Origin of the sequence: Sphingomonas canadensis (assembly GCF_026013525.1) — a bacterium.
GTDB classification, from domain to species: Bacteria; Pseudomonadota; Alphaproteobacteria; order Sphingomonadales; family Sphingomonadaceae; genus Sphingomonas; species Sphingomonas canadensis.
This window is the reverse complement of record NZ_JAPDRA010000004.1, coordinates 221,832-244,035: the sequence shown is the minus strand read 5'-3', so window position 1 is coordinate 244,035 and position 22,204 is coordinate 221,832. Positions and strand designations below refer to the sequence as shown.

Annotated in this window: 20 protein-coding genes; 7 read left to right on the top strand and 13 right to left on the bottom strand. The window is 69.5% G+C overall.

What is annotated here, in order from left to right; all coding sequences use genetic code 11:
* Window positions 1-17: 17 nt before the first annotated feature.
* A complete protein-coding gene (locus tag OM513_RS10815) occupies window positions 18-740 on the bottom strand; it encodes a helix-turn-helix domain-containing protein (protein WP_264944238.1) in 723 nt (240 codons plus the stop codon).
* 85 nt (window positions 741-825) lie between these two features.
* Between OM513_RS10815 and OM513_RS10810 the strand changes: the two genes are divergently transcribed.
* On the top strand, window positions 826-1,275 hold the full coding sequence (locus OM513_RS10810) for a DUF6265 family protein (protein WP_264944237.1): 450 nt from the start codon (window positions 826-828) through the stop codon (window positions 1,273-1,275).
* Window positions 1,276-1,474: 199 nt separating this feature from the next.
* Here the strand turns inward: OM513_RS10810 and OM513_RS10805 are convergent, their stop codons facing one another.
* The 7 genes from OM513_RS10805 to OM513_RS10775 form a co-directional block, all read right to left on the bottom strand.
* Entirely contained in the window at window positions 1,475-1,729 is a 255-nt protein-coding gene (locus OM513_RS10805; protein ID WP_264944236.1) for an ATP synthase F1 subunit epsilon, read from the bottom strand.
* Between the two features lies 1 nt (window position 1,730).
* Complete coding sequence (locus tag OM513_RS10800; protein ID WP_264944235.1) at window positions 1,731-2,276, bottom strand: hypothetical protein; 546 nt, start codon at window positions 2,274-2,276, stop codon at window positions 1,731-1,733.
* Window positions 2,273-3,817, bottom strand: a complete 1,545-nt coding sequence (atpD, locus tag OM513_RS10795) for a F0F1 ATP synthase subunit beta (protein WP_264944234.1) — start codon at window positions 3,815-3,817, stop codon at window positions 2,273-2,275. The genes OM513_RS10800 and atpD overlap by 4 nt, the downstream gene beginning before the upstream one ends.
* A gap of 1 nt (window position 3,818) precedes the next feature.
* Window positions 3,819-4,400: a hypothetical protein gene (locus OM513_RS10790; protein ID WP_264944233.1), complete on the bottom strand. Its 582-nt coding sequence runs from the start codon at window positions 4,398-4,400 to the stop codon at window positions 3,819-3,821.
* Window positions 4,400-5,278, bottom strand: a complete 879-nt coding sequence (locus tag OM513_RS10785) for a F0F1 ATP synthase subunit gamma (protein WP_264944232.1) — start codon at window positions 5,276-5,278, stop codon at window positions 4,400-4,402. The genes OM513_RS10790 and OM513_RS10785 overlap by 1 nt, the downstream gene beginning before the upstream one ends.
* 127 nt (window positions 5,279-5,405) lie before the next feature.
* Window positions 5,406-6,935 carry a F0F1 ATP synthase subunit alpha gene (atpA, locus tag OM513_RS10780; RefSeq protein ID WP_264944230.1) on the bottom strand — a complete coding sequence of 510 codons (1,530 nt, stop codon included), beginning with the start codon at window positions 6,933-6,935 and terminating at the stop codon, window positions 5,406-5,408.
* A 2-nt stretch (window positions 6,936-6,937) separates the two neighbouring features.
* A complete protein-coding gene (locus OM513_RS10775) occupies window positions 6,938-7,543 on the bottom strand; it encodes a F0F1 ATP synthase subunit delta (RefSeq protein ID WP_264944229.1) in 606 nt (201 codons plus the stop codon).
* Window positions 7,544-7,774: 231 nt separating this feature from the next.
* On the opposite strand from OM513_RS10775, the gene OM513_RS10770 reads away from it, so the two are divergent.
* A complete protein-coding gene (locus OM513_RS10770; protein ID WP_264944227.1) occupies window positions 7,775-8,725 on the top strand; it encodes a tetratricopeptide repeat protein in 951 nt (316 codons plus the stop codon).
* 16 nt (window positions 8,726-8,741) lie between these two features.
* The gene (locus OM513_RS10765) at window positions 8,742-9,413 is read left to right on the top strand and encodes a dienelactone hydrolase family protein (protein WP_264944226.1); all 672 of its coding nucleotides are present in this window, start codon (window positions 8,742-8,744) and stop codon (window positions 9,411-9,413) included.
* 204 nt (window positions 9,414-9,617) lie between these two features.
* On the opposite strand, the gene OM513_RS10760 is transcribed toward OM513_RS10765, so the two are convergent.
* A complete protein-coding gene (locus tag OM513_RS10760) occupies window positions 9,618-11,099 on the bottom strand; it encodes a DEAD/DEAH box helicase (RefSeq protein ID WP_264944224.1) in 1,482 nt (493 codons plus the stop codon).
* A 225-nt stretch (window positions 11,100-11,324) separates the two neighbouring features.
* Window positions 11,325-11,765, bottom strand: coding sequence for a hypothetical protein (locus OM513_RS10755; protein ID WP_264944223.1), 441 nt, complete (start codon window positions 11,763-11,765; stop codon window positions 11,325-11,327).
* 190 nt (window positions 11,766-11,955) lie between these two features.
* On the opposite strand from OM513_RS10755, the gene OM513_RS10750 reads away from it, so the two are divergent.
* Window positions 11,956-12,393 carry a PilZ domain-containing protein gene (locus OM513_RS10750; RefSeq protein WP_264944222.1) on the top strand — a complete coding sequence of 146 codons (438 nt, stop codon included), beginning with the start codon at window positions 11,956-11,958 and terminating at the stop codon, window positions 12,391-12,393.
* A 10-nt stretch (window positions 12,394-12,403) separates the two neighbouring features.
* On the opposite strand, the gene OM513_RS10745 is transcribed toward OM513_RS10750, so the two are convergent.
* Both OM513_RS10745 and OM513_RS10740 read right to left on the bottom strand, forming a co-directional pair.
* Window positions 12,404-14,029, bottom strand: coding sequence for a glycoside hydrolase family 43 protein (locus tag OM513_RS10745; protein ID WP_264944220.1), 1,626 nt, complete (start codon window positions 14,027-14,029; stop codon window positions 12,404-12,406).
* Window positions 14,026-15,474, bottom strand: a complete 1,449-nt coding sequence (locus OM513_RS10740) for an MFS transporter (RefSeq protein WP_264944219.1) — start codon at window positions 15,472-15,474, stop codon at window positions 14,026-14,028. The genes OM513_RS10745 and OM513_RS10740 overlap by 4 nt, the downstream gene beginning before the upstream one ends.
* 204 nt (window positions 15,475-15,678) lie before the next feature.
* Between OM513_RS10740 and ada the strand changes: the two genes are divergently transcribed.
* Window positions 15,679-16,728 (top strand): bifunctional DNA-binding transcriptional regulator/O6-methylguanine-DNA methyltransferase Ada, encoded by a 1,050-nt coding sequence (ada, locus tag OM513_RS10735; RefSeq protein WP_264944218.1) that lies wholly within the window; start codon window positions 15,679-15,681, stop codon window positions 16,726-16,728.
* Entirely contained in the window at window positions 16,725-17,192 is a 468-nt protein-coding gene (locus OM513_RS10730) for a DUF1203 domain-containing protein (RefSeq protein ID WP_264944216.1), read from the top strand. Before ada ends, OM513_RS10730 begins: the two co-directional genes overlap by 4 nt.
* 11 nt (window positions 17,193-17,203) lie before the next feature.
* Here OM513_RS10730 and OM513_RS10725 read toward each other — a convergent pair whose 3' ends face one another.
* Complete coding sequence (locus OM513_RS10725) at window positions 17,204-18,700, bottom strand: tetratricopeptide repeat protein (protein ID WP_264944215.1); 1,497 nt, start codon at window positions 18,698-18,700, stop codon at window positions 17,204-17,206.
* A gap of 275 nt (window positions 18,701-18,975) precedes the next feature.
* On the opposite strand from OM513_RS10725, the gene OM513_RS10720 reads away from it, so the two are divergent.
* Window positions 18,976-22,152, top strand: coding sequence for a TonB-dependent receptor (locus OM513_RS10720; RefSeq protein WP_264944214.1), 3,177 nt, complete (start codon window positions 18,976-18,978; stop codon window positions 22,150-22,152).
* Window positions 22,153-22,204 lie beyond the last annotated feature (52 nt).

Sequence of the window (22,204 nt, the reverse complement as noted above, 5' to 3'; positions counted from 1 at the left end):
CCCGCAGCGGCACGGGTTCAAACGAAGGGGCCGCGCGCCCGCGCCCGGGCGGCGCTGGGGGCGATGCCGGCGATGGTACGGAAATCGCGCGCCATATGCGCCTGATCGGCATAGCCCTGGGCCGCGGCGGTATCGGCCAGCGGCGAATCGTCCGCCTGCATCCCCGCCAGCGCACCGCGCAGCCGCAGCAGCCGCAGATAGGCGCGCGGCGGCATGCCATAATGGCCGGCGAAGTGGCGCTGGAGGCGGCGGAGCGGGATGCCCGCCGCCTGCGCCGCCTGGCCGACGCCCGCCCCCGCCATCAGCGCGCGGCCCAGCGGCGGCACGGCGATGTCCGCGAAGGCGCGGACCAGCGCCGCGATCACCGCATCGTCATCGGGCGGCAGGATCACGGCGGCCGGCGCGTCCTCGCCCAGCGCGATCCAATCGTTGACGAAGCCGGCGGGGCAAGGCCCGCCCAGCGCCTGCCACGCCCAGGGCCACAGCTTCACCCCGGTGAAGCGCGCGCCCGCGCCCAGCCGCAGGCCCACCGGGCGGGTGCAGAGACCGGCGGCGAACAGCGGCGGCTGATCGCGCATCCAGAAGGATCGGCCGGCGTGGCGGCGGATCAGCTCCAGATTGCCGTCGGGCACCACTTCGCTCACCGTCCATTCGGGCGCGTCGGCGGGCACGCTGGCGGTCCAGACGGCGGCGACAAGGCCGTCCAGTTCCCGGGGCAGCGGCAGTTCGGCATAGTCCATCGCGCCAGCCTGCCATGTCGCATGGGTTCAAGCCAGCGCGGGCGATGCGGCGGTATCGCGCGGACAGACCGGAGGAGAAGACCCCATGCGCAGCCTGATCGCCCTTGCCGCCGCCCCGATGATCGCGGGCGCCGCGCCCGCACAGGAGGCCGTGCCGATGCCGGCGTGGATGGCCGGGACCTGGTGTACGGAGGGCGCCGCCGCCATCACCTGCGAACGCTGGAGCGCGCCCGCGGGCGGGATGATGCTGGGCAGCTCGCAGACCGTGAAGGGCGGGCGGACGGTGAGCTTCGAATATCTGCGCGTGACGCTGGAGGGCGCGGTGCCGGTCTATACCGCGCAGCCGGGCGGCGGCGCGGCGGTGGCCTTTCGCGCGGCAGCGGGCGGGGACCGGGCGATCACCTTCGCCAACCCCGGCCATGATTATCCCCAGCGCATCCGCTATTGGCGCGAAGGCGATTCGCTGAACGCCGAGATCGCGCTGGCGGACGGGAGCAAGCCGATGCGCTGGCGCTATCTGCGCGCGGCGGACTGATCCCAGGGCGCCGCCTTCGCGGAGTTCAGAGTATCGCGCCCGCGGCCAGAATCGGGTTCATCGGGCCAGGTCGAACGCACCCGGCCCCAGCCGGCGAAGCCGATCGCCGGACAAGCAAAAGGGCGGGTGCCGAGGCCCCGCCCTTTGCATTGTCCGCAATCCAGCGTCGCCGGCCGCGCGCGCGGGCGCGGCGGCGCGCTCAGGCCGCCTTTTCGGCGAGGACCGTCAGGCCCTTGTCGTTGACCTCCGCGAAGCCGCCCTCGATGCGGATGATCTCCGGCGTGGAGGCTCCGGCCTTGTAGATCTCAAGGTTGCCGTCGCGGATCGTGGACATGACCGGGGCATGGCCTTCCAGCACGCCGAAATCGCCCTCGGTGCCGGGAACGACCACCATGTGGACGTCCTCCGAACGGACCAGCTTCTCAGGCGTCACGAGTTCGAAGTGCAGGGGCATGTCATTCATCCCTAAGGAAAAGTTGCGCGCTGACCAGTGGAATCCGGCCGCCGGAGGAAACCAGCGCGAGATAGAGGAACTGGCCGGTGCCCAGGTCTGCGCGCCAGGTTTCCACCTTGTCGCTGCCTTCCTCGCCCGAGCTCTTGGGATCGAGCTTATAGGGCAGGCCGGAATAGGCCATGTTCTTGTGCAGCGTGGCCCATACCGCGGCCAGGCGATCGGCGGTGGTGTTGCGCACGGTGACCACGCAGCGATTGCCGTTGGCACCGCCGAACAGCACGTCGCCGTCGGCCAGATTGGCCTTCACCGCCTGGAAATCGCCCAGGCCCTCGTCCGGGATCGTCTCGATCTGGTCGGAAAAGCCGCGATCGGAAACCTGGGGATCATCGAGCGTGAGCTGGCCCGCCAGGAACAGCGGGCACAGCCCATAGGCGAGGTCCGCCGCCGTCTCGTCCACCGGGCGCACGTTGGACTGCGCCGCCGCCGTCGCGGGCAGCAGCGCAAGGCCAAGCGCCGCGGCGGCGATCCGGCACAGCACGGTCGTCAAGCCTCCTCGGCCAGCTTCTGCGCCTTGGCCACGGCCTCGTCGATGCCGCCGACCATGTAGAAGGCGGCTTCCGGCAGATGGTCGTACTCGCCCTCGACCACCGCCTTGAACGACTTGATGGTGTCCTCGATCTGCACGAATTTGCCGGGGATGCCGGTGAACACTTCGGCGACGTGGAACGGCTGGCTGAGGAAGCGCTGGATCTTGCGCGCGCGGGCGACGGTCAGCTTATCCTCTTCCGAAAGCTCGTCCATGCCCAGGATCGCGATGATGTCCTGCAGCGACTTGTACTTCTGCAGGATCGCCTGGACGGCGCGGGCGGTCTCATAATGCTCCTGGCCCACGACGCGCGGCTCCAGCACGCGGCTGGTCGAGTCGAGCGGGTCCACGGCCGGGTAGATGCCCAGCTCCGAGATCGCGCGCGACAGCACGGTGGTGGCGTCCAGGTGGGCGAACGAGGTGGCCGGCGCCGGATCGGTAAGGTCGTCGGCCGGCACGTAGATCGCCTGCACCGAGGTGATCGAGCCCTTGTTGGTCGAGGTGATGCGCTCCTGCAGCGCGCCCATGTCGGTCGACAGCGTCGGCTGATAGCCCACGGCCGAGGGGATGCGGCCCAGAAGCGCCGACACCTCGGCGCCCGCCTGGGTGAAGCGGAAGATGTTGTCGACGAAGAACAGCACGTCCTGGCCTTCGACGTCGCGGAAATATTCGGCGATCGTCAGGCCCGACAGCGCGACGCGGGCACGCGCCCCCGGCGGCTCGTTCATCTGGCCATAGACCAGCGCCACCTTCGAACCCTCCGACGTGGCGTTGCCGTCCGCGTCGGTGGCGATGACGCCCGCTTCGAGGAATTCGTGGTAGAGGTCGTTGCCCTCACGGGTGCGCTCGCCCACGCCCGCGAACACGGAGGTGCCGCCATGGCCCTTCGCGATGTTGTTGATCAGCTCCTGGATCAGCACGGTCTTGCCCACGCCGGCGCCGCCGAACAGGCCGATCTTGCCGCCCTTCGCATAAGGCGCGAGCAGATCGATGACCTTGATGCCCGTCACCAGGATGCTGGCGTCGGTCGACTGGTCGATGAACAGCGGGGCCTCGGCGTGGATCGGGGCGGTCTCGGTGTTGCCCACCGGGCCACGCTCGTCGATCGGCTCGCCGATCACGTTCAGGATGCGGCCCAGCGTCTTCGGGCCGACGGGCACGCGGATCTGCGATCCGGTGTCGGTCACGATCTGGCCGCGGGTCAGGCCTTCGGTCGAGTCCATCGCGATCGTGCGGACGGTGTTCTCGCCCAGGTGCTGCGCGACTTCGAGCACCAGCTTGTTGCCGTTGTTCTCGGTCTCCAGCGCCGAAAGGATCGCCGGCAGGTGGCTCTCGAAGGCCACGTCGACGACGGCGCCGATGACCTGGCTGACGCGGCCGACGTTGTTCGTCGTCACCGGCGCGGCCGCGGTCGTCCCGGCATCGGCCTTCGGCTTGGCGGGCGCGCGCGGCTTGCGGGCGGCGGCGGGCTTGGCTGCGGTCTTCGTGGCTGCGGTTGCCATGTCAGTTTCCTTGGGGCTTGCTGTTGGCGGGGGCTTCCGCCCCGTTCCTGGTGAAAGTGATTGCGACGCGATCCTTGTCCGCGTCGATGGCGTAGGGCGTGCCGGTCAGGTCGCCGCGCGCGGCGACGCCCTGTTCCAGTGCGGGCATCAGCGCGTCGGCTTCGATCTTCGACTGGAACAGATAGTCGCGCACGATCGCGGCGAAGCGCTTGCGCGCGTCCTTCGCGGTCTTCTGGTCGCCGATCGAGAGGCTGAACAGGATGGTGTCGATCTTGCCGGCGGCGGCGCCGCGGGCGGCGAAGCTGGCGGTGTTGGGCGTCTTCGACATGCTGCCCGCCACCATCACCGGCCCGCCCTTGGACGCGAAGCCCGTGCCTTCTGCGGCATAGGGCGTGGGGCGGAAGCCGAACTGGTTGGCACCGCCGATCGCGGCATCGGGGGCGCCGAACACGCGATCCCAGCCGTTGACGTCCTTCAACTCCTCGGCGCGCGCCGCGTCGTTCTGCTGCACGGTCTGCTGCGGCGCGGGGGCGTTGCACCCCGCGGCGAGCGTTCCGAGCAGAAGGGCGGCGGCGATACGCATCAGAGCGCCTCGGCCCCCGAGATGATCTCGACCAGCTCGGTGGTGATCGCGGCCTGGCGGCTGCGGTTGTATTCGATGGTGAGGCGGTTGATCAGGTCGCCCGCGTTGCGCGTGGCGTTGTCCATCGCCGTCATCTTCGAACCCTGTTCCGACGCCGCATTCTCGCGCATGGCGCGGAAAAGCTGGATCGCAACGTTGCGCGGCAGCAGATCGGCCAGGATCTCCGCCTCGTCGGGCTCATATTCGGTGGCCGCGGCGGCGCCGGTCTCCGCGGCGGGCGCGGGGATGGCGACGGGGATGATCTGCTGCGCGGTGGGTTCCTGCGTCAGCACCGTCTTGAAGGTCGAATAGAACAGCGTCGCCACGTCGAACTCGCCGGCTTCGTAGCGGGCGATCAGATCGCCGGCATAGCCGCGCGCATCGGCGAAGGTCAGCTTGCCCAGATCGCCCGGCTCGATGCTGTGGACCAGCTTGTCGCGGAACTGGCGGTTGAGCACGGCGCGGCCCTTGCGGCCGATCGTGTAGATCTTCACCGTCTTGCCCGCGGCGAGCAGCTCCTGCGCGTGGCGCCGGGCCAGGCGAGCGATGTTGGTGTTGAACGCGCCGGCCAGGCCCTTGTCGCTGGTCGCGACGACCAGCATGTGGACCTGATCCTTGCCGGTGCCGGCGAGCAGCTTCGGCGAGGATTCGCTGACGGTCACCTTGGACGCCAGGCTGGCCACCACCGCCTCCAGGCGCTGGGCATAGGGGCGGCCGGCCTCGGCTGCCTCCTGCGCGCGGCGCAGCTTCGCGGCGGCGACCATCTTCATCGCCTTGGTGATCTTCTGGGTCGACTTGACCGAGCCGATCCGGATTTTCAGGGCCTTGAGACTTGCCATTCCGTTTCCACTAACCCCGTTCGGGCTGAGCCTGTCGAAGCCCCGTTCTGTCCTTGCCTTCCGCCGGGGAAGAAGGACCGCCCTTCGACAAGCTCAGGGCGAACGGGGTTCGGGTTGCTGCCTCGCGTTACGCGAACGTCTTGCCGAAGGCGTCGAGCGCGTCCTTCAGCTTGGCGCGGGTGGCGTCCGAGAGATCCTTGGTCTCGCGGATGTCCTTCAGCACATCGGCGTGGGCCGTGCGGAAATGCGCGAGCATCGCGGCCTCGTAGCGCACCACGTCGGTGACCGCGATGCCGTCGATGAAGCCCTGGGTGCCGGCGAAGATCGACACCACCTGCTCCTCGAACGGCAGCGGGCTGAACTGCGGCTGCTTGAGCAGCTCGGTCAGGCGCGCGCCGCGGTTGAGCAGCTTCTGGGTCGAAGCGTCGAGGTCCGAGCCGAACTGGGCGAAGGCGGCCATCTCGCGATACTGCGCCAGCTCCAGCTTGATCGATCCCGCGACCTTCTTCATCGCCTTGGTCTGCGCGGCGGAGCCGACGCGGCTGACCGAAAGGCCGACGTTGATGGCCGGGCGGATGCCCGCGAAGAACAGATCGGTCTCAAGGAAGATCTGGCCGTCGGTGATCGAGATCACGTTGGTCGGGATATAGGCCGACACGTCGCCCGCCTGGGTCTCGATGATCGGCAGCGCGGTGAGCGAGCCGTTGCCGTTGGCGTCGTTCATCTTCGCCGCGCGCTCCAGCAGGCGCGAGTGGAGATAGAAGACGTCGCCCGGATAGGCTTCGCGGCCCGGCGGGCGGCGCAGCAGCAGCGACATCTGGCGATAGGCCACCGCCTGCTTCGACAGATCGTCATAGACGATCACGGCGTGCATGCCGTTGTCGCGGAAATATTCGCCCATCGCGCAGCCGGTGTAGGGCGCGAGGAACTGGAGCGGCGCCGGCTCCGAAGCGGTGGCGGCGACGACGATCGAATATTCCATCGCGCCATTTTCTTCGAGCGCGCGGACGATCTGCGCCACGGTCGAGCGCTTCTGGCCGACGGCGACGTAGATGCAGAACAGCTTCTTGCTGTCGTCGCTGCCGGCGTTGGTCGCCTTCTGGTTGATGAAGGTGTCGATCGCGACGGCGGTCTTGCCGGTCTGGCGGTCGCCGATGATCAGCTCGCGCTGGCCGCGGCCGACGGGCACCAGCGCGTCGAGCGCCTTGAGGCCGGTCTGCATCGGCTCGTTCACCGACTTGCGCGGGATGATGCCCGGCGCCTTCACCTCGACGCGGCGGCGCTCGGCGGCCTCGATCGGGCCCTTGCCGTCGATCGGGTTGCCCAGCGCGTCGACCACGCGGCCCAGCAGGCCCTTGCCCACCGGCACGTCCACGATCGTCTCGGTGCGCTTCACCGTGTCGCCCTCGCGGATTTCGGCGTCCGAGCCGAAGATCACGACGCCGACGTTGTCGGCTTCGAGGTTGAGGGCCATGCCCTTCACGCCGTTGGCGAACTCGACCATCTCGCCGGCCTGGACGTTGTCGAGACCGTGGATGCGGGCGATGCCGTCACCCACCGACAGCACCTGGCCGGTTTCCGAGACCTGGGCCTCGGTGCCGAAGCTGGCGATCTGGTCCTTGATGACCTTCGAGATTTCAGCGGCGCGGATGTCCATTTTCAGCCTTTCATCGCCTGGGCGAGGGAGTTGAGACGGGTCTTGATCGAGCTGTCGATCATCTGGCTGCCGATCTTCACGACCAGGCCGCCAAGCAGCGAGGGATCGACCGAAAGGTCGACGGTGACGTCACGGCCGACGCGCGAGCGCAACTGCGCCTTGAGCGTATCGACCTGATCCTTGGAAAGCGGATGCGCGCTCGTCACCTGGGCGCTCACCTCGCCGCGATGGGCGGCGGCGAGCATGCGGAAGGCGCGGATCACGGCGGGAAGCTGGCCCAGCCGGCGGTTCTGTGCCAGCACGCCCAGGAAGTTCGCCGTGGTGCCGTCCAGCTTCAGCACGGCGGCGGTGGCGGCGATCGCCCGGGCGGCGTCGGCGCGGCTGACCAGCGGGCTGGCGGTGAGCGACCGGAAATCGGCCGATTCATCGAGCGCCTTGGCCACGGTGGCCAGGCTGGCCTCTACCTTGGGCAGTTCCTTCGCATCGCGGGCCAGCTCGAACAGCGCGGTCGCATAGCGTCCGCTCAAGCTGGCCTGGATACCGCCAATATTGCCGCTGGAAATCTCCACGCGTTCGGTTTCCTCATAGGGAGCAGGAATTGGCCCCATGCGAGCTGGGGACGGCATCCATATATGAGGCGCCCCCGATGGGTTGGCGCGCGCCTAGCATCGGGGGACGGGGGATGCAACCCGAGTCGGCACCGCGGCCACGCGCGGCGGCATCGCGCGGCCCGGGCCGCAAGGCGCGGCGAACCGCGGCCGGGCGGCACGCCGGGCTTGCCTGTCCGCGCGTCCGCTGCAACTGTCGTGACGCATCGCAAACGACGAGGGGGATGGATCGTGGCAAGGCGTTCTTGGATCGCGCTGACGGCGGGGCTCATGCTGGCGGCGCTCCCCGCGCCCGCGCAGGCGGAGGAGGCCTTCATGGTCGGGCGCTTCCCCGCGGCCTATCGCGACGCGGCGATGCTGCTGTCGCTGTCGATCGACCGGCTGCACGGGCGCGACGGCGGGGCGCTGGGCTTCGCGATCGAGCGCGCGCTTTCCCAGCCCGATGCGCGCGGCGAGGTGCATTTCGACCTGATCGGCGGATCGCGGCGCGGCCCCGGCAATGCCGAGGGCGTGCTTTCCGGCGCGGTCTCCAGCGGCGTCGAGGACAATTACTGGAAGCGCAAGGACAAGGACTGCGCCGAGCGCGACGCCAACAAGAAGTGCATCAAGGAGGTGGAGAAGGAGGTCGATTGCACGCGGCGCGTGATCAACCTCAACGCCGATCTGCGCATCACCCGCACCACCGACGGGCGCATCGTCTATTCCACCTCCAAGCCGCTGCGCGAGGAGCAGAGCTGGTGCCACGGCGCGGGCGAGCGGCCGGCGTCCACCGTGGAGGAGAGCATCACGCGGATGATCAACGCCATTGCGGCGCAGGTGCGCGTGGAGATCGTGCCGCGCTGGGAACGCTATTCGATCCGCTATCGCGAAACGCCCAAGGGGTTGCCCAAGGACCTGGCCAAGCGCTTCCGCGCGAGCATGAAGACGTCCGAGCGCAACCGCCCCGGGGCGTGCCAGGAATGGGCGGCGATCGACGCGGCGGCGCCGGGCCACCCCTCGATCCTGTTCGATCTGGGCCTGTGCGCCGAGGCGGCCGGGGAATATGAGCAGGCGCTGGCCTATTACCGCCGCGCCGATCCGCTGATCGGCGGCCGCGGTAACGAGGCGAGCCGGGGCATCGACCGTGTCCAGCGGATCCAGGCGGCGCTCTACGATGATTCCGAGCGCGACGGGCGGCGGTGACCGGGGGAGCGCAGCCATGCCGATGATCGCGATGACCATGGCCGATGGCGCCACGATCGGCGTCTATCATGTTCCCGCGCAGGGCGTGCGGCGGGGCGGGCTGGTGGTGATCCAGGAGATCTTCGGCGTGAACCCGCATATCCGCGCGGTGGCGGACGGCTATGCGGCGGACGGATATGAGGTGCTGGCCCCGGCGGTGTTCGATCGCGAGCGGCCGGGGTTCGAGACCGGCTATGACGCCGCGGGCATCGCCGAGGGGCGGACGCTGGCGCGCGAGCTGCATCCTTTCGCGCTGACGCTGGCCGATACGCAGACCTGCATCGATGCGCTGAAGGCGCAGGGGCCGGTGTTCCTGACCGGCTATTGCTATGGCGGATCGGTGGCGTGGTTCGCGGCGGCGCAGCTTGAGGGGCTGGCGGCGGCATCGGGCTATTACGGATCGATGGTGCCCGGCGCGGCGGAGCTGGAGCCGCGATGCCCCACCATCCTGCATTTCGGACGGCACGACCATGGCATCCCGATCGAGGGCGTCGAGAAGCTGATCGCATCCGGGCCGCGCAACACCGAAGTGTTCGTCTATGAGGCCGGGCACGGTTTCAACTGCGACGCGCGGGCCGATTACGACGCCGAAAGCGCCCGCATCGCGCGTGAGCGCACGCTGGCGCTGTTCCGCGCCAACGGGGGCTGATCGGGGGGCGCAACCGTTCGCCCTGAGCTCGTCGAAGGGCGGCCATCCACGGGCCATGCGCTTGGGGGACGCGCCTTTCGACCAGCTCGTGGTGAACGGGCCAGGTCAAACGCACCCCGCCGAAGCGTGGATTTCACGTCGATCGAAGCGGGCCGGCTCCCCTGCCTTCGCAGGGGAGCCCGGCATCCGGCCGGAGTCGCCGTTCTAGCGGCGGCCGCCCTGGTTGCGCTGGCCGCCGCCGTTCGCGGGCTTGGCGTGCCACTTGCGCTTGGGGCGGGCATAGTTGCGCGGGGCGTCGCCGCGAGGCTCGCCGCGGGGCTGGTCGGCGCGCGGGGCATCGCTGCGGCGCGGCTGATCGGAGCGCGGGGCGCCATCGGCGCCGCGGAGCGGATTGGCGCGGGGGCCGCGATCCTGGCTGCGGTCCGGCCCGCGATCCTGGCGGCTCGGGCGATCCTGGCGCTGCGACTGCATCGCGCGGCCGCGGCGGCCGTTGGCCTCGTCGCGGCTCATCGGCGCCGGCGCGGGCTTGTTCGAGAGCGTGGCGGCGGCGGCGACGAAGCCCTCCGGCAGCGGACGCACGGCGAGGCGCTGGCGCGTCAGCTTCTCGATATCGCGCAGATAGGGCCGCTCGTCGTCGGCGCAGAAGCTGATCGCGATGCCGTCATTGCCGGCGCGCGCGGTGCGGCCGATGCGGTGGACATATTGCTCGGGCACATTGGGCAGCTCGAAGTTGAAGACGTGGCTGACGCCGGACACGTCGATGCCGCGCGCGGCGATATCGGTGGCGACCAGGATCGGCACCTTGCCCGCGCGGAACTCGCCCAGCGCGCGCTCGCGCTGCGGCTGGCTCTTGTTGCCGTGGATCGCGTTGGCGGCGACGCCGTTGGCGGCGAGCAGGCGGACGACGCGGTCGGCGCCATGCTTGGTGCGGGTGAACACCAGCGCGCGATCGATCGGCTCGCTGCGCAGCATCAGGGTGAGCAGCGCCTGCTTCTCCTTCTGCTGGATATAGGTCACCTGCTGCTCGACGCGCTCGGCGGTGGTGGCGACGGGGGTCACCTTCACCTCCACCGGATCGGCCTTCAGGAACTGGCCGGCCAGCTCGCGGATCGCCTTGGGCATGGTGGCGGAGAAGAACAGCGACTGGCGCTTGGCCGGCAGCTCCTTCACGATCCGGCGCAGCGCGTGGATGAAGCCGAGGTCCATCATCTGGTCGGCCTCGTCGAGCACGAAGATCTCGATGCCCATCAGGATCGCGTAGCATTGGTCGATCAGATCGACGAGGCGGCCCGGCGTGGCGACGAGCACGTCGACGCCGCGGGCCAGATCGGTCTTGTTCTTGTGGACCGAGGTGCCGCCGAACACGGTGGCGATGCGCAGCCCCGTGCCCTGCGAATAGTCGCGCGCGCTCTGGGCGATCTGGGCCGCCAGCTCGCGGGTGGGGGCGAGGACGAGCATGCGGCAGCCGCGCGGCTGGGCGCGCTTGCCGCTGGCCACCAGCCGGTCGATCGAGGGGAGCATGAAGGCGGCGGTCTTGCCGGTGCCCGTCTGGGCGATGCCGAGCAGGTCGCGGCCCTGGAGCAGCGCGGGGATCGCCTGCGCCTGGATCGGGGTAGCCTGCGCATAGCCCTTGACGGCAAGCGCGGCGAGAACGGCCTGGGACAGGCCGAGTTCGGAGAATTGCATTGGAAACCTTTGCGATATGCGGCCGGCGCGCGCCGCACAGGGGGCACGCGCAAGCGGGGGTCAAAAGCTGACGACCCGCGTGAAAAGGGAAGCCGTGGGTTCTTTGCCGAGGCGGAGCCGGAAATATCCGTTCACGCTGCATGACGCCTCGATGGCGGCGCATATGGCAGAAGGGCTGTCTAAAGTCAATGCCGCGAGGAGGGGCGGCGGGGGCCGGGAACCCCTTCAGCCGCCGTTGCAATAGACCTCGTCGATCGTGCCGCGGGCGGCGTCGAACACCAGCGACACCACCGCGCAGCCGGGCGCCAGCGACAGCGGCAGATCGTCGAAGCCGATCCATTTGCGTTCGGCGCGGCCGCCGGTGACGAGCACGCCGGTCACCTTGGTCCGCGCCTTGTCCGCCCAGGCATAATAGCGGGTGTAGCCGGCCACCGGCTGCGCGCCCGCGGGCATGCGCAGCGCGCCTTCGATCCGGTCCATCAGCGCGGCGAGCGCGGGATCGGCGTCCGACTGGTCGGGCGCGGTCTCGGGCTGGGGCTGGGCGCTTTCGGAGAAGGCCAGCGCCTCGGGATGGTTGGCCTTGCCCGGCAGCGGCCCGCCCGCGTCCTGCGCGGCGAGCAGCAGCGGGGCGGCGAGGAACATGGCGAGGCCGGGAACGAGGCGCATGGAATCTCCTTTGCCGCCCAGCATAGGGCCGCGCCGCCCGCCCGCCAGCGCGAAAGCCGCCGGCGCTGTCCCGGAATCGGCAGGGCGTGGCAGGGCCGGAGCCGGGCGTGCGGGCGGCGCTTCGAATCCGTTAACCTCCTGCGCGCTAGCGGATGCCCTGGCCGCTTTGTTCGCGGCGCCGGAGAGGGGCGTGCTGGTCGCAAGGATCGAGGTTCTGGGCGAGGTCGACGCGCGCGGCGCGATCCGCTTCCATGTCGACAGCGATAGTGTCGTGCGCGGCATGAACGGGGTTCCGGTCAGCGTCCGCGTCGAGAATTTCTCGCGCACGGGCATCTTGTTCCATGGCGACGTGGACCTGCCCGAAGGCACGCTGATCTCGATCGGGCTCAGCGGCGCGGGCGCGCGCGAGGCGAAGGTGGTGTGGCGCGATGGCGACGCGCACGGCTGCGAATTCCTGATGCCGATCGCGCGGCGCGACATGGCGCGCGCATTCCGCGGGCAGGGCGAGGTGCTGGCCGAGCTGCGCGCGGCGCTGGCGCGCGGGACGGCGGTGGAGCCCCCGCCCGAGCCGCCCCTGCCGCCGCGGCCGGGGCGCCGCATCCGCTGGTGGTCGCGCAGGCGGCGGTAGCAGGCGCGGGTCAGTCGGCCGCGGCGCGATACTCCCGCTCGCGATAGTCGAACCAGTCGAAATCGGCGTGGAGGCCGGCGCCGGACGTGTCCTGGCAGGCCATGCCGACGAAGGCGCCGGTGAAGTTCGCCGCGCCGGGAAGCGTCGCCTCGTCGGACAGGATCGAGGCGTCGAATTGCTCGGGCAGCCAATGCCACTCGCGCCCCGGCACGCGCCAGGCGAAGCGGAGGCGATCGTAATCCACCTCCACGCGCAGCTCCACCGGGCCTTCGGGGACGGGGACGGGCGGGGTCCAGGCGTCGCCCGCGGGCGAATCGGGCAGCGCGGACATCACGCGCAGGTGGCGGCCCTCCGCCTTGTCGTGGCTGATGTGGAGATAATGATATTTGCTGCCGTTGTACCAGGCGATCAGCCCCGCCGACTGCTGATAGTGGCGCGGCGCGAAATCCATGCTGCACGCCGCCGAATAGCAAAAGGCCTGCTGGCGCCGCGCGACCAGCGCCTGGGCGAACAGGCTTCCCAGGCTCTCCCGCCCGAAAAGGCGCAGGTGGCCGGGGCGGGCGGACAGGCTGAAGATCGTCTCCGGATGCGGGGTGCGCAGCCATTGGAACTCGGCCGGCAGATCGGGCGCGTCGAACTCCGCGCGCGGCGCCGGATCGGGCGGCGTGCCTTCGAACAGGCCGGGGGAGGGGATTTCGAGCTGGGGGAGGCCGCTGCCGTCGAGCGTGTAGAGCCAGCCGTCGTCGCCCCAGCGCATCGGCTGGATCGCGGTCTCGCGCCCCAGCACGCACCGGCCGCGGTTGGGCAGCGGGCGGCCGCACAGATAGACCATCCAGGTCTCGCCCTCCGGCGTCTCCACCAGGTCCGCATGGCCCGCGCGCATCAACGGCGCGTCGGGCCGGTCGCGCGCGGTGAGGATCTGGCCATGGGGATGCAGTTCATAGGGGCCGAACAGGCTGCGCGAGCGCGCCATGGTGACCGCGTGGTTCCACTGCGTGCCCCCCTCGGCCGTGATCAGATAATAATAGCCGCCGCGGCGATAGAGGTGCGGCGCCTCCGTGAAGCCCAGCGGCGTTCCTTCGAAGATCATGCGGCGCTCGCCGGTCAGCCTGCGCTCCTCCGGGCTGTAGCGCTGGATCACGATCCCGGCGAAGCGCTTGCGCCCAGGGCGGTGGTCCCACAGCATGTTGAGCAGCCATTTGCCCCCGTCCGCGTCATGGAACAGCGAGGGGTCGAAGCCGCTGCTGTTGAGATGGACGGGATCGGACCAGTCGCCGTCGATCGTGTCGCAGGTGACCAGATAATTGTGGAAATCGCGCAGCGACGCGCCCGATGCCCCGCCCACGGTGGTGCGGCCATAGCGCTTCACATCGGTGTAGATCAGGTGAAACCGCTCGCCGTCGTGGCTGAGGCAGGGCGCCCAGACGCCGCAGCTATCGGGATCGCCGCGCATGTCGAGTTGGCTCGCGCGGTTGAGCGGGCGGGCGATCAGCCGCCAGTTCGCCAGATCGCGGCTGTGGTGGATCTGGACGCCGGGGAACCATTCGAAGGTGGAGGTGGCGATATAATAATCCTCGCCCACCCGGCAGATCGAGGGATCGGGATTGAAGCCGCGCAGGATCGGGTTGCGGATCATGCGGCGGCTCCCCGGGCGGCGCGGGCGCGCAGCTCGATGGCGATGCCCAGCACCAGCAGCAGCACGCCGAATCCGAAGCCGGCATAGCCCGCCACGCCCGCCGCGCCGATGCCCGGGCCGAACCACAGATAGCCCGCCGCCGCGCCGCCGAGCAGGATCGGGATGACGCCGCTCTCGCGCCCCTGCTCGCCCCCGGGCTTCACCACCAGTGCCCACAGGATCGCCGCGGCGGCAAGATCGAACACCGCCAGCGCGATGAAGAAGGGCGTGTAGCCGATCTGGCTGACCAGCGCGCCGATCAGCAGCGTGAAGATCATCACCCCCAGGTTGGCCATCGTCCCCGCCATGCCCGCCACGGTGCCCAGTTCGTCGCGCCGGAACAAGTCGCTGCCCATGGTGATGCAGGTCACCGACAGCGTCTGGTGCGCGAAGCCGCCGATGCTGAGCAGGATCACCGCCGCCACCGGGCTGGTGACCGATCCGACGAAGGCCATGCTGGTCATCAGCAGCGCGCCGAAGGTGAAGGTCCAGCGCCGCGCGTCGATCAGGCCGATGCCGCGCCGCTGGAGCCACAGCACCATCGCCGGGCCGAACAGGCAGCCCAGGTCCGCCGCGACGAAGGGGACGACCACCGCCACCGCCAGCGACTTGAGGTCCATCCCCCGCACCTCGTGCAGATAGAGGGGCAGCCAGAAGGTGAGCGTCGCCCAGGTGGGATCGGCCAGGAATCGCGGGATGGCGATGCCCCAGAAATTGCGGCGGCCGAGCAGCGACAGCACCGCGGGCTTGCGGCCGGAGGACTGGACATGCGCCTCCTGCCCGGAGCGGATCGTCTCCAGCTCCTCGGGCGCGATGGCGGGGTGCTCCTCGGGCGCGCGGTACCAGCGCAGCCACAGCAGCACCCACAGCAGCGCCAGCGCCCCCGCGACATAGAAGGCCGCGCGCCAGCTCCACCACACCACCGATATCGCAACCAGCGGCCCTGCCAGCGCGATCCCCGCAGACGCGCCGAGATTATAGATGCCGCCCGCCAGCCCGCGCTCCTTGGCGGGGAACCATTCGGACACGACCTTCAGCCCCGCGGTGTGCGACGTGCCCTCCGCAAAGCCCAGCGCGCCGCGCAGCACCGCCAGCCCCTGCCAGCTCGTCACCAGCCCGTGCGCCATGGTGAGCAGCCCCCAGCCTGTGGCGAAGACCGCCATGCCGGTGCGCAGCCCGATGCGATCGAGGATATAGCCGACCACCGGCTGGAGCATGATGAAGCCCTGGAAGATGCCGGTGACCCAGGAATATTGCTCCTTGGTCATCGCCACGTCCGCCTGGAACGGCTCGGTGGCGACGGCGACGCCCAGCGTCTGGCGGACCAGATAGTTGATGATCGTGCCCAGCATCACGATCGCGATGATCCACCAGCGCAGCGCGCGGGTGCGTTGCCAGATGCTCACTCGATCCCCTCCAGCGCGGCGGGCATCCGTGCGTGCGGCGGCCCAGGTTCTGTTAGCGGTAACGGTTACGCGATCCGCGGCGCAGGGCAAGTCCCGGCATGATTTTGTACGAGTAGTTGTGCGGGCCGGCATCGTGCAAAGCCCCGGCGCTTTGGGCGCAAGCGGCGGGATGCCTGCGCCCGGGCAGCGGCCTATACCGGGGCCATGAGCAACGACCTTCCCCTGAGCGAGGATGCGGCCTGGTCCGCCTTCCTGGCGCATGACCGGCATTCGGACGGGCGCTTCATCGTCGCGGTGACCACCACCGGCATCTATTGCAAGCCGAGCTGCCCGGCGCGGCGGCCGAAGCGCGAGAATGTGGCATTCTATCCCGATGCCGATGCCGCGCGCGCCGCGGGCTTCCGCGCCTGCCTGCGCTGCAAGCCCGACGAGACGGGGCGCGACCGGCTGGCGGTGGCCCGCGCGGTGGCGCTTATCGAGGGGGCGGAAGACGGCATCGGGCTCGACGAACTGGCGGCGCAGGTGGGCTATGCGCCGCATCATTTCCACCGGCTGTTCAAGCGCGCCACCGGCGTGACGCCCGCCGCCTATGCCCGCGGGCTGCGCGCCCGCCGCGCCGCCGAGGCGCTGAAGGCGGAGGCGACCGTGACCGGCGCCATCTATGAGGCCGGATATTCCGCGCCGAGCCGCTTCTACGAGACCGCCAACGCGCGGCTGGGGATGACGCCCAGCGCCTGGCGCCGCGGCGGGGCGGGGGTGACGATCCGCTGGACGATCGCCGATACCAGCCTTGGCCCGCTGCTGATCGCGGCGACGGGCAAGGGGCTGTGCCGTGTCGCCTTCGACGAGGACGCGATCCAGCTCGCCCGGCGCTTTCCGGCGGCCGAGATCGAACAGGGGGGCGCCGCGCTGGCCGAGCTGGCGGCGCGGGTGGTGGCGGAGGTGGAGGCGCCGGGGCGCCACGCGGACCTGCCGCTGGACGTCCAGGGCACGGCTTTCCAGGAGGCGGTGTGGCAGGCGCTGCGCGCGATCCCGCCCGGCGAGACGCGCAGCTATGCCCAGCTTGCCGCCGAGGCCGGCAACCCGCGCGCGGTGCGCGCCGCCGGAACCGCGTGCGGCGCCAACCATGTCGCGATCGTCATCCCCTGCCACCGCGCCCAGCGCGCCGACGGCAGCATGGGCGGATACGCCTATGGCATCGACCGCAAGCTGGTGCTGCGGCGGCGCGAGGGCGTGGAGGAGGAACAGGCATGAGCTATCGTATCGAGGGGCTGGCGCCCGCGCGCTTCGCGGCGCTGTTCGGGCTGGACGAGGCGGCGCTGGCGGAGCGGGGCGTGCGCCGCGTCACCGCCACGCACAAGCCGGGCTTTCCCTGCCGCATCACGCTGGAGGACGCGGAGCCGGGGGAGGCGCTGCTGCTGCTCAACCATACCGACCATGACGTGGCGACGCCCTATCGCAACAGCTACGCCATCTATGTGCGCGAGGGCGCGGCGCGGGCAGCGGTGGTGGAGGACGAACCGGCGCCGGTGTTCGCAGGGCGGCCGATCGCGCTGCGGGGATATGATGCAGCGGGCAATCTTGCCGGGGCGCTGCTGGCGATGGCGGGCGAGGCGGACGCACGCATCCGCGAACTCTTCGCACGGCCGGAGGTCGCCTATATCCACGCACACAACGCCGCCCATGGCTGTTTCGCGGCGCGGGTGGAGCGGGGCTAGGCGCGCGCCGCTCAGCGGATGCCGGAGCGGCGGCGGATCTCGGCGATCAGCTCCAGCGCGAACTGGCGGCTGGAGCCGTCGTGCGGGGCGTTGGCCAGCGGCTGGAGCATGGCGATCGCGCCGCGATAATCGCCGATCCGCAGCATCTGCCCGATCGCGCGATAGCGCATCGTGGTGTTGCTGGGCTCAAGGTCGATGGCGCGGCGCAGATAGCCGATCGCCTCCACATTGGCGCCGCGCGCCTCGGTGAGGTTCTCGTTCATTCCCGCCAGCGCATCGACGTGGGAGGCGTCGCGCGCCAGCACGCCCATCAGCAGCTTGCGGCTCTCGGCCAGCCGGGAGGTGGCGGTGGGGGTGCCGTGCGCGGCCTGGGCGGAAAGCACCAGCACCCGGCCCTTCAGCGCGAGTATGTCGAGATCGCCGGGGCTCTTTGCGATCAGCGGATCGACCAGCTCGGTCGCGCGGATCGAACGTCCGGCGAGGAACGCCAGCTTGGCGGTGTACAGCGCCAGCGCCGGATCGTCGGGCCATTTGCCCAGCTTGTTGTTGGCGGAGGCATAGGCGAGCAGGAACTGGCTGGCGTCCTCGCCCGCCCAGGCGCCGTCCAGCTCCGCATCGTCCACGCGGCGCTCCAGCAGCGCGACCTCGCCCGGGCGCAGCTCGCGAACCGCGATCTCCGCGTCGGGCACGTGCGGCACGGCGATGTCGCGCGGCGGCGGCAGATCGGCCGCGGCATAGGCGGCGATGTCCGCGTCGAACCCGGCATAGCCGCCGGCGAACAGCAGCTCGGGCTTGCCGAGCGGCCTGCCGGAGCGGACCAGGTCCAGATAGCGCTTCACCTCCGCCGCGCGCTTGCCGCCGAACAGCGAATGATGCGCGATCAGCCATCCCTGGGCGTAGAGCTTGTCGCGGTCCTTGGTCATTTCCAGCGCGTTCTCGACGCTGGCGATCCGGGCGAAGGGCGTCAGCGCAGCGGGATCGAGCCACAGCGCGACCCGCGGGATCTCCCCGATGCGGACCCGCGTGCCGCCGGTAATCCGGGCGCTCTCGAACACCGAGGCGAAGCCTTCATTGTACCAGGACGGATAGATGCCCGGCAGGTAGCGGCGCAGGAAATAGTGGCAATATTCGTGGAAGAGCGCCTCGCGCATGTCATAGGCGGCGCGCCTGCGCTTGTCGGCGCGCGCCACGATCGCCGCCTGATCGATCGCGTTGTTGAAGAACAGCGCCTCGGTCAGATCGTCGGCGGTGGTCAGCTTGCGCAGCGTGGCGATGTCGTCGACCATCAGGATGTCGAGCTTGCGCCCGCGCGCGGCCTCGGACGCGCCGGTCATCGTCATCAGCGCGGCGTTGAGCGCCTCCAGCTCGCGCGCGAGCTGGCGCACCTCATCGGCCGGCAATTCGGCCTGGAGCGTGAAGTGGCGCGTCTCGGCGCGGTGCCAGGCCTGGGCGCGTGCCTCGCCGGCTGCGGCGATCAGCATCAGGATGGCGGCGAGCAAGCGGATCATCGGTCCCCCCTTCGGACCGCGGCAGATTAGCCAAGCCGCGCGCGCGCGCAACAGCCGCGGCGCGCCGCAGCCGTGCAAGTGACGGAAATGGCACAGGGAAGGCAGCGCGCAGGCCCTGGCGCGCGGGCCGGCCGGTTCGCCGCAGGATCGTTACGCCTCCTCAAATGTATGAGTTGACACCAACTCAGACCAGAAATACTGGGAAATGTGACCGCTAACATTGCGAACGGCGATGTGCGGTGAGCCCAAAAGAGGCGCTTTGAGGAGGGGACACCATGATCACGCGACTCTCGAATCCGTCGAATGCGCGCCGTGCAGCGATGCTCGGCGCAGTGTTGCTTGCGGGAACCGCCTGGCCCGCGCTGGCGCGTGCCGCCGCAGATCCGGCGCCGGATGCACAGCCGGAGGCGGCCGCGCCCGCGCCGCAGCAGGACGCCCAGTCCGCCGAAGGGAACGGCGAGGAGATCGTCGTCACCGGCTATCGCCGCAGCCTTCAGAACTCGACCAACTCGAAGAAGGACGCCACCGGCTTCACCGACGAGATCTTCGCCGAGGACATCGGCAAGTTCCCCGACACCAACCTGGCCGAATCGTTCAACCGCGTGCCCGGCGTGACGATCAGCCGCGAGATCACGGGCGAGGGCCTGAACGTCACGATCCGCGGCCTGGGGACCAACTTCACCCGCGTCCTGCTCAACAACGCGCCGGTCGCGATCGCCTCCACCGGCCGTACCGACGCGCAGAGCACCAACCGCGAGGTGGACCTGGACCTGTTCCCGACCGAGCTGTTCAGCCGCCTGACCGTGCAGAAGAGCCCGACCGCCGGCATGCTGGAGGGCGGCGCGGCCGGCACCGTGAACATGCGCAGCGCGCGCCCGTTCGACAATCCGGGGACGCACGTCACCTATTCGGGCCAGGTCACCAAGAACAGCAACGCCGATGACTGGGGCTATCGCGGCTCCGTCCTGGCCAGCACGACCAGCGGCGATTTCGGCGTGCTGGTGGGCGTGGCGGGGGTGCGCAACCGCGTGCGCGTCACCGGATACGAGACGATCGGCTGGACCAACCCCAACCTGTCGGCGACGCAGAGCAGCTCTTCCACCCGCAACGGCACCGGCGGCGGCAACTGGACGATCCCCGGCACCGTGCCCGCCAACGCCAACATCCCCGGCGTGGCCACCGGCACCACGATCGACGAGGCGTTCCTGCTGGCGCGCAACCCGGGCGCCAACATCACCCAGATCGACAACGGCATCATCCCGCGCCTGGGCCGTCCTTCGGACGAGTTTGGCACCAAGGACCGGATCAACGCGATCGCCAGCCTGGAATATAACGGCGACGGCTTCCACGCCTATGTCGACGGCATGTACGGGTGGAAGAAGAACAACCTGCAGCGCATCGACATGAACTGGGTTGGCCGCAACGGCGCGATGATCCCGGTCAACACCACCTATGACCGCAGCGACTGCACCCAGGGATGCGTCGTCACCGGCGGCACCTATTACAACGCCCAGTGGTTCCTCGAATACCGCCCGTTCATCGAAGAGGTGAGCTTCTGGGGCATCAATCCCGGGCTGGAGGTGGAGTTCAGCGATACGCTGAAGGCGTCGATCAGCGGCAACTATACGCGCAGCAAGTTCCATCGCGAATCGCCCACCGTGCTGGTGATCACCCCGGCAAGCTCGGGCGTGACGGTAACCTATGACAATTCGGCGGGCGATTTCCCGAACGTCACCACCAACATCGACCTCAACAATCCGGCCAGCTTCGGCTGGAACGGCGGCCGCGTGAACATCCAGGACGAGCGCCGCCTGACCGAGACCAAGGGCATCCGCGGTGACCTGACCTGGGGCGACAGCGGCTTCAACCTGCATGTCGGCGCCGCCTATGACGACGTCTCGCGCGAGATCCGCGGCTTCGACAATTCGCAGGCGTGGCAGAATGCGGTGTGCGGCAACCGTCCCAGCGTGTTCGTGCCCAGCCCGAACACCCAGCCGGCGTGCCAGGGCCTGAATTCGCCCGGCGCGGCGCCCGCCGGCTATCCCAGCTATCCCGCCTATGGCACCGGATATTCGGCGGGTTCGGCCGGGCCGGTGACCTATGCCGGGTCGCTGATCCCGCAATCGGCGCTGGCGTCCTATCTGATGCCGGGGCCGAGCGGATTCGTGACCGTGGACTGGGAGAAGTTCAAGGCGGCGTCCAACTATGACGCCTTCCACGACGCCGCGCCCGAAGCGGGCGGCACCAACACGGGCGCCAGCGGCGGCTATGTCCGTGAAAAGGTGTGGGGCGCCTTCGCCGAGCTGAACGGCGATACCCAGCTTGGCGACGGACAGCTCAAGTACAATATCGGCCTGCGCTACGTGCGCACCGACCAGACGATCGGCGGCCGCGTGTCGATCTCCGATCCGCGCAACTCGCAGGACCCGGACGGCGCCGGCCCGCTGCCCGCCGCCTGCCCGGGGGCGGGCAATGTCCGCGATGGCTCCTGCTATCCGAACGTGGTCAATTTCGTCTACACGAACACCGATTACGGCAACTGGCTGCCGTCGGCGAGCGCGGCCTATAACATCACCGGCAACGCCGTGGTGCGTGCCGCGGTGTCGCGGACGATGACCCGCCCGAACCCCAGCTCGATGCTGCCGGGCCTGAACTTCAGCTCGCCCTCGGCGGACGTAGGCTCGGTGGGCAACCCGGCGCTCGATCCGTTCATCTCGGACAATATCGATCTGGGCTTCGAATATTATACCGGGGCGGAGGGCTATGTCGGCTTCGCCGCGTTCCGCAAGGCGGTGACCGGCTTCACCGTGAACGGCACGGTGACCGTGCCCTTCTCGGCGCTGGCAACCTATGGCGTCACCTATGACACGCTGTCGCCGACCCAGCAGGCCGCGATCAACTCGCGCGGCGGCCCGGGCAGCGCCACCGTGGTGCTGCAGCAGCAGGTGAACGCCACGGGCACGCTCAAGGTCAACGGCCTGGAGTTCAACTGGGTCCAGCCGCTCGATTTCCTGCTGGGCCGCTATCTGGGCATCAACGGCTTCGGCTTCACCGCCAACCTGACGCTGATCGAGCAGAAGGCGTCGGGCGCGGCCCCGGCGGTGGCGACGGGCGTGTCGCCGGTCACCTACAACCTGACCGCCTATTACGAAAACCACGGCATCTCGGCGCGGCTTTCGACCACCTTCGCCCAGGGCAACCCGGCGTCGGGCAGCAACCAGAACGGCATCCCGCTCGCCTCGATCTACAACGACGACTATCAGCAGTGGGATTTCGGCAGCAGCTTCGACCTGGCCGAGATCCTGGGCACCAAGGGGCTGCCCGAGCTGACCGTCGACGTGATCAACATCACCAAGGCGAATCAGCGCAGCTACTTCCAGTTCGAGAATGCCGCGTTCACCAGCTACAACCCCGGACGGCAGATCATGATCGGCCTGCGCGGACGGTTCTAACCGCGGTCAAAAGGGGGGAGGCGGCGGCCGGCATCCACCGGCCGCCGCGCAC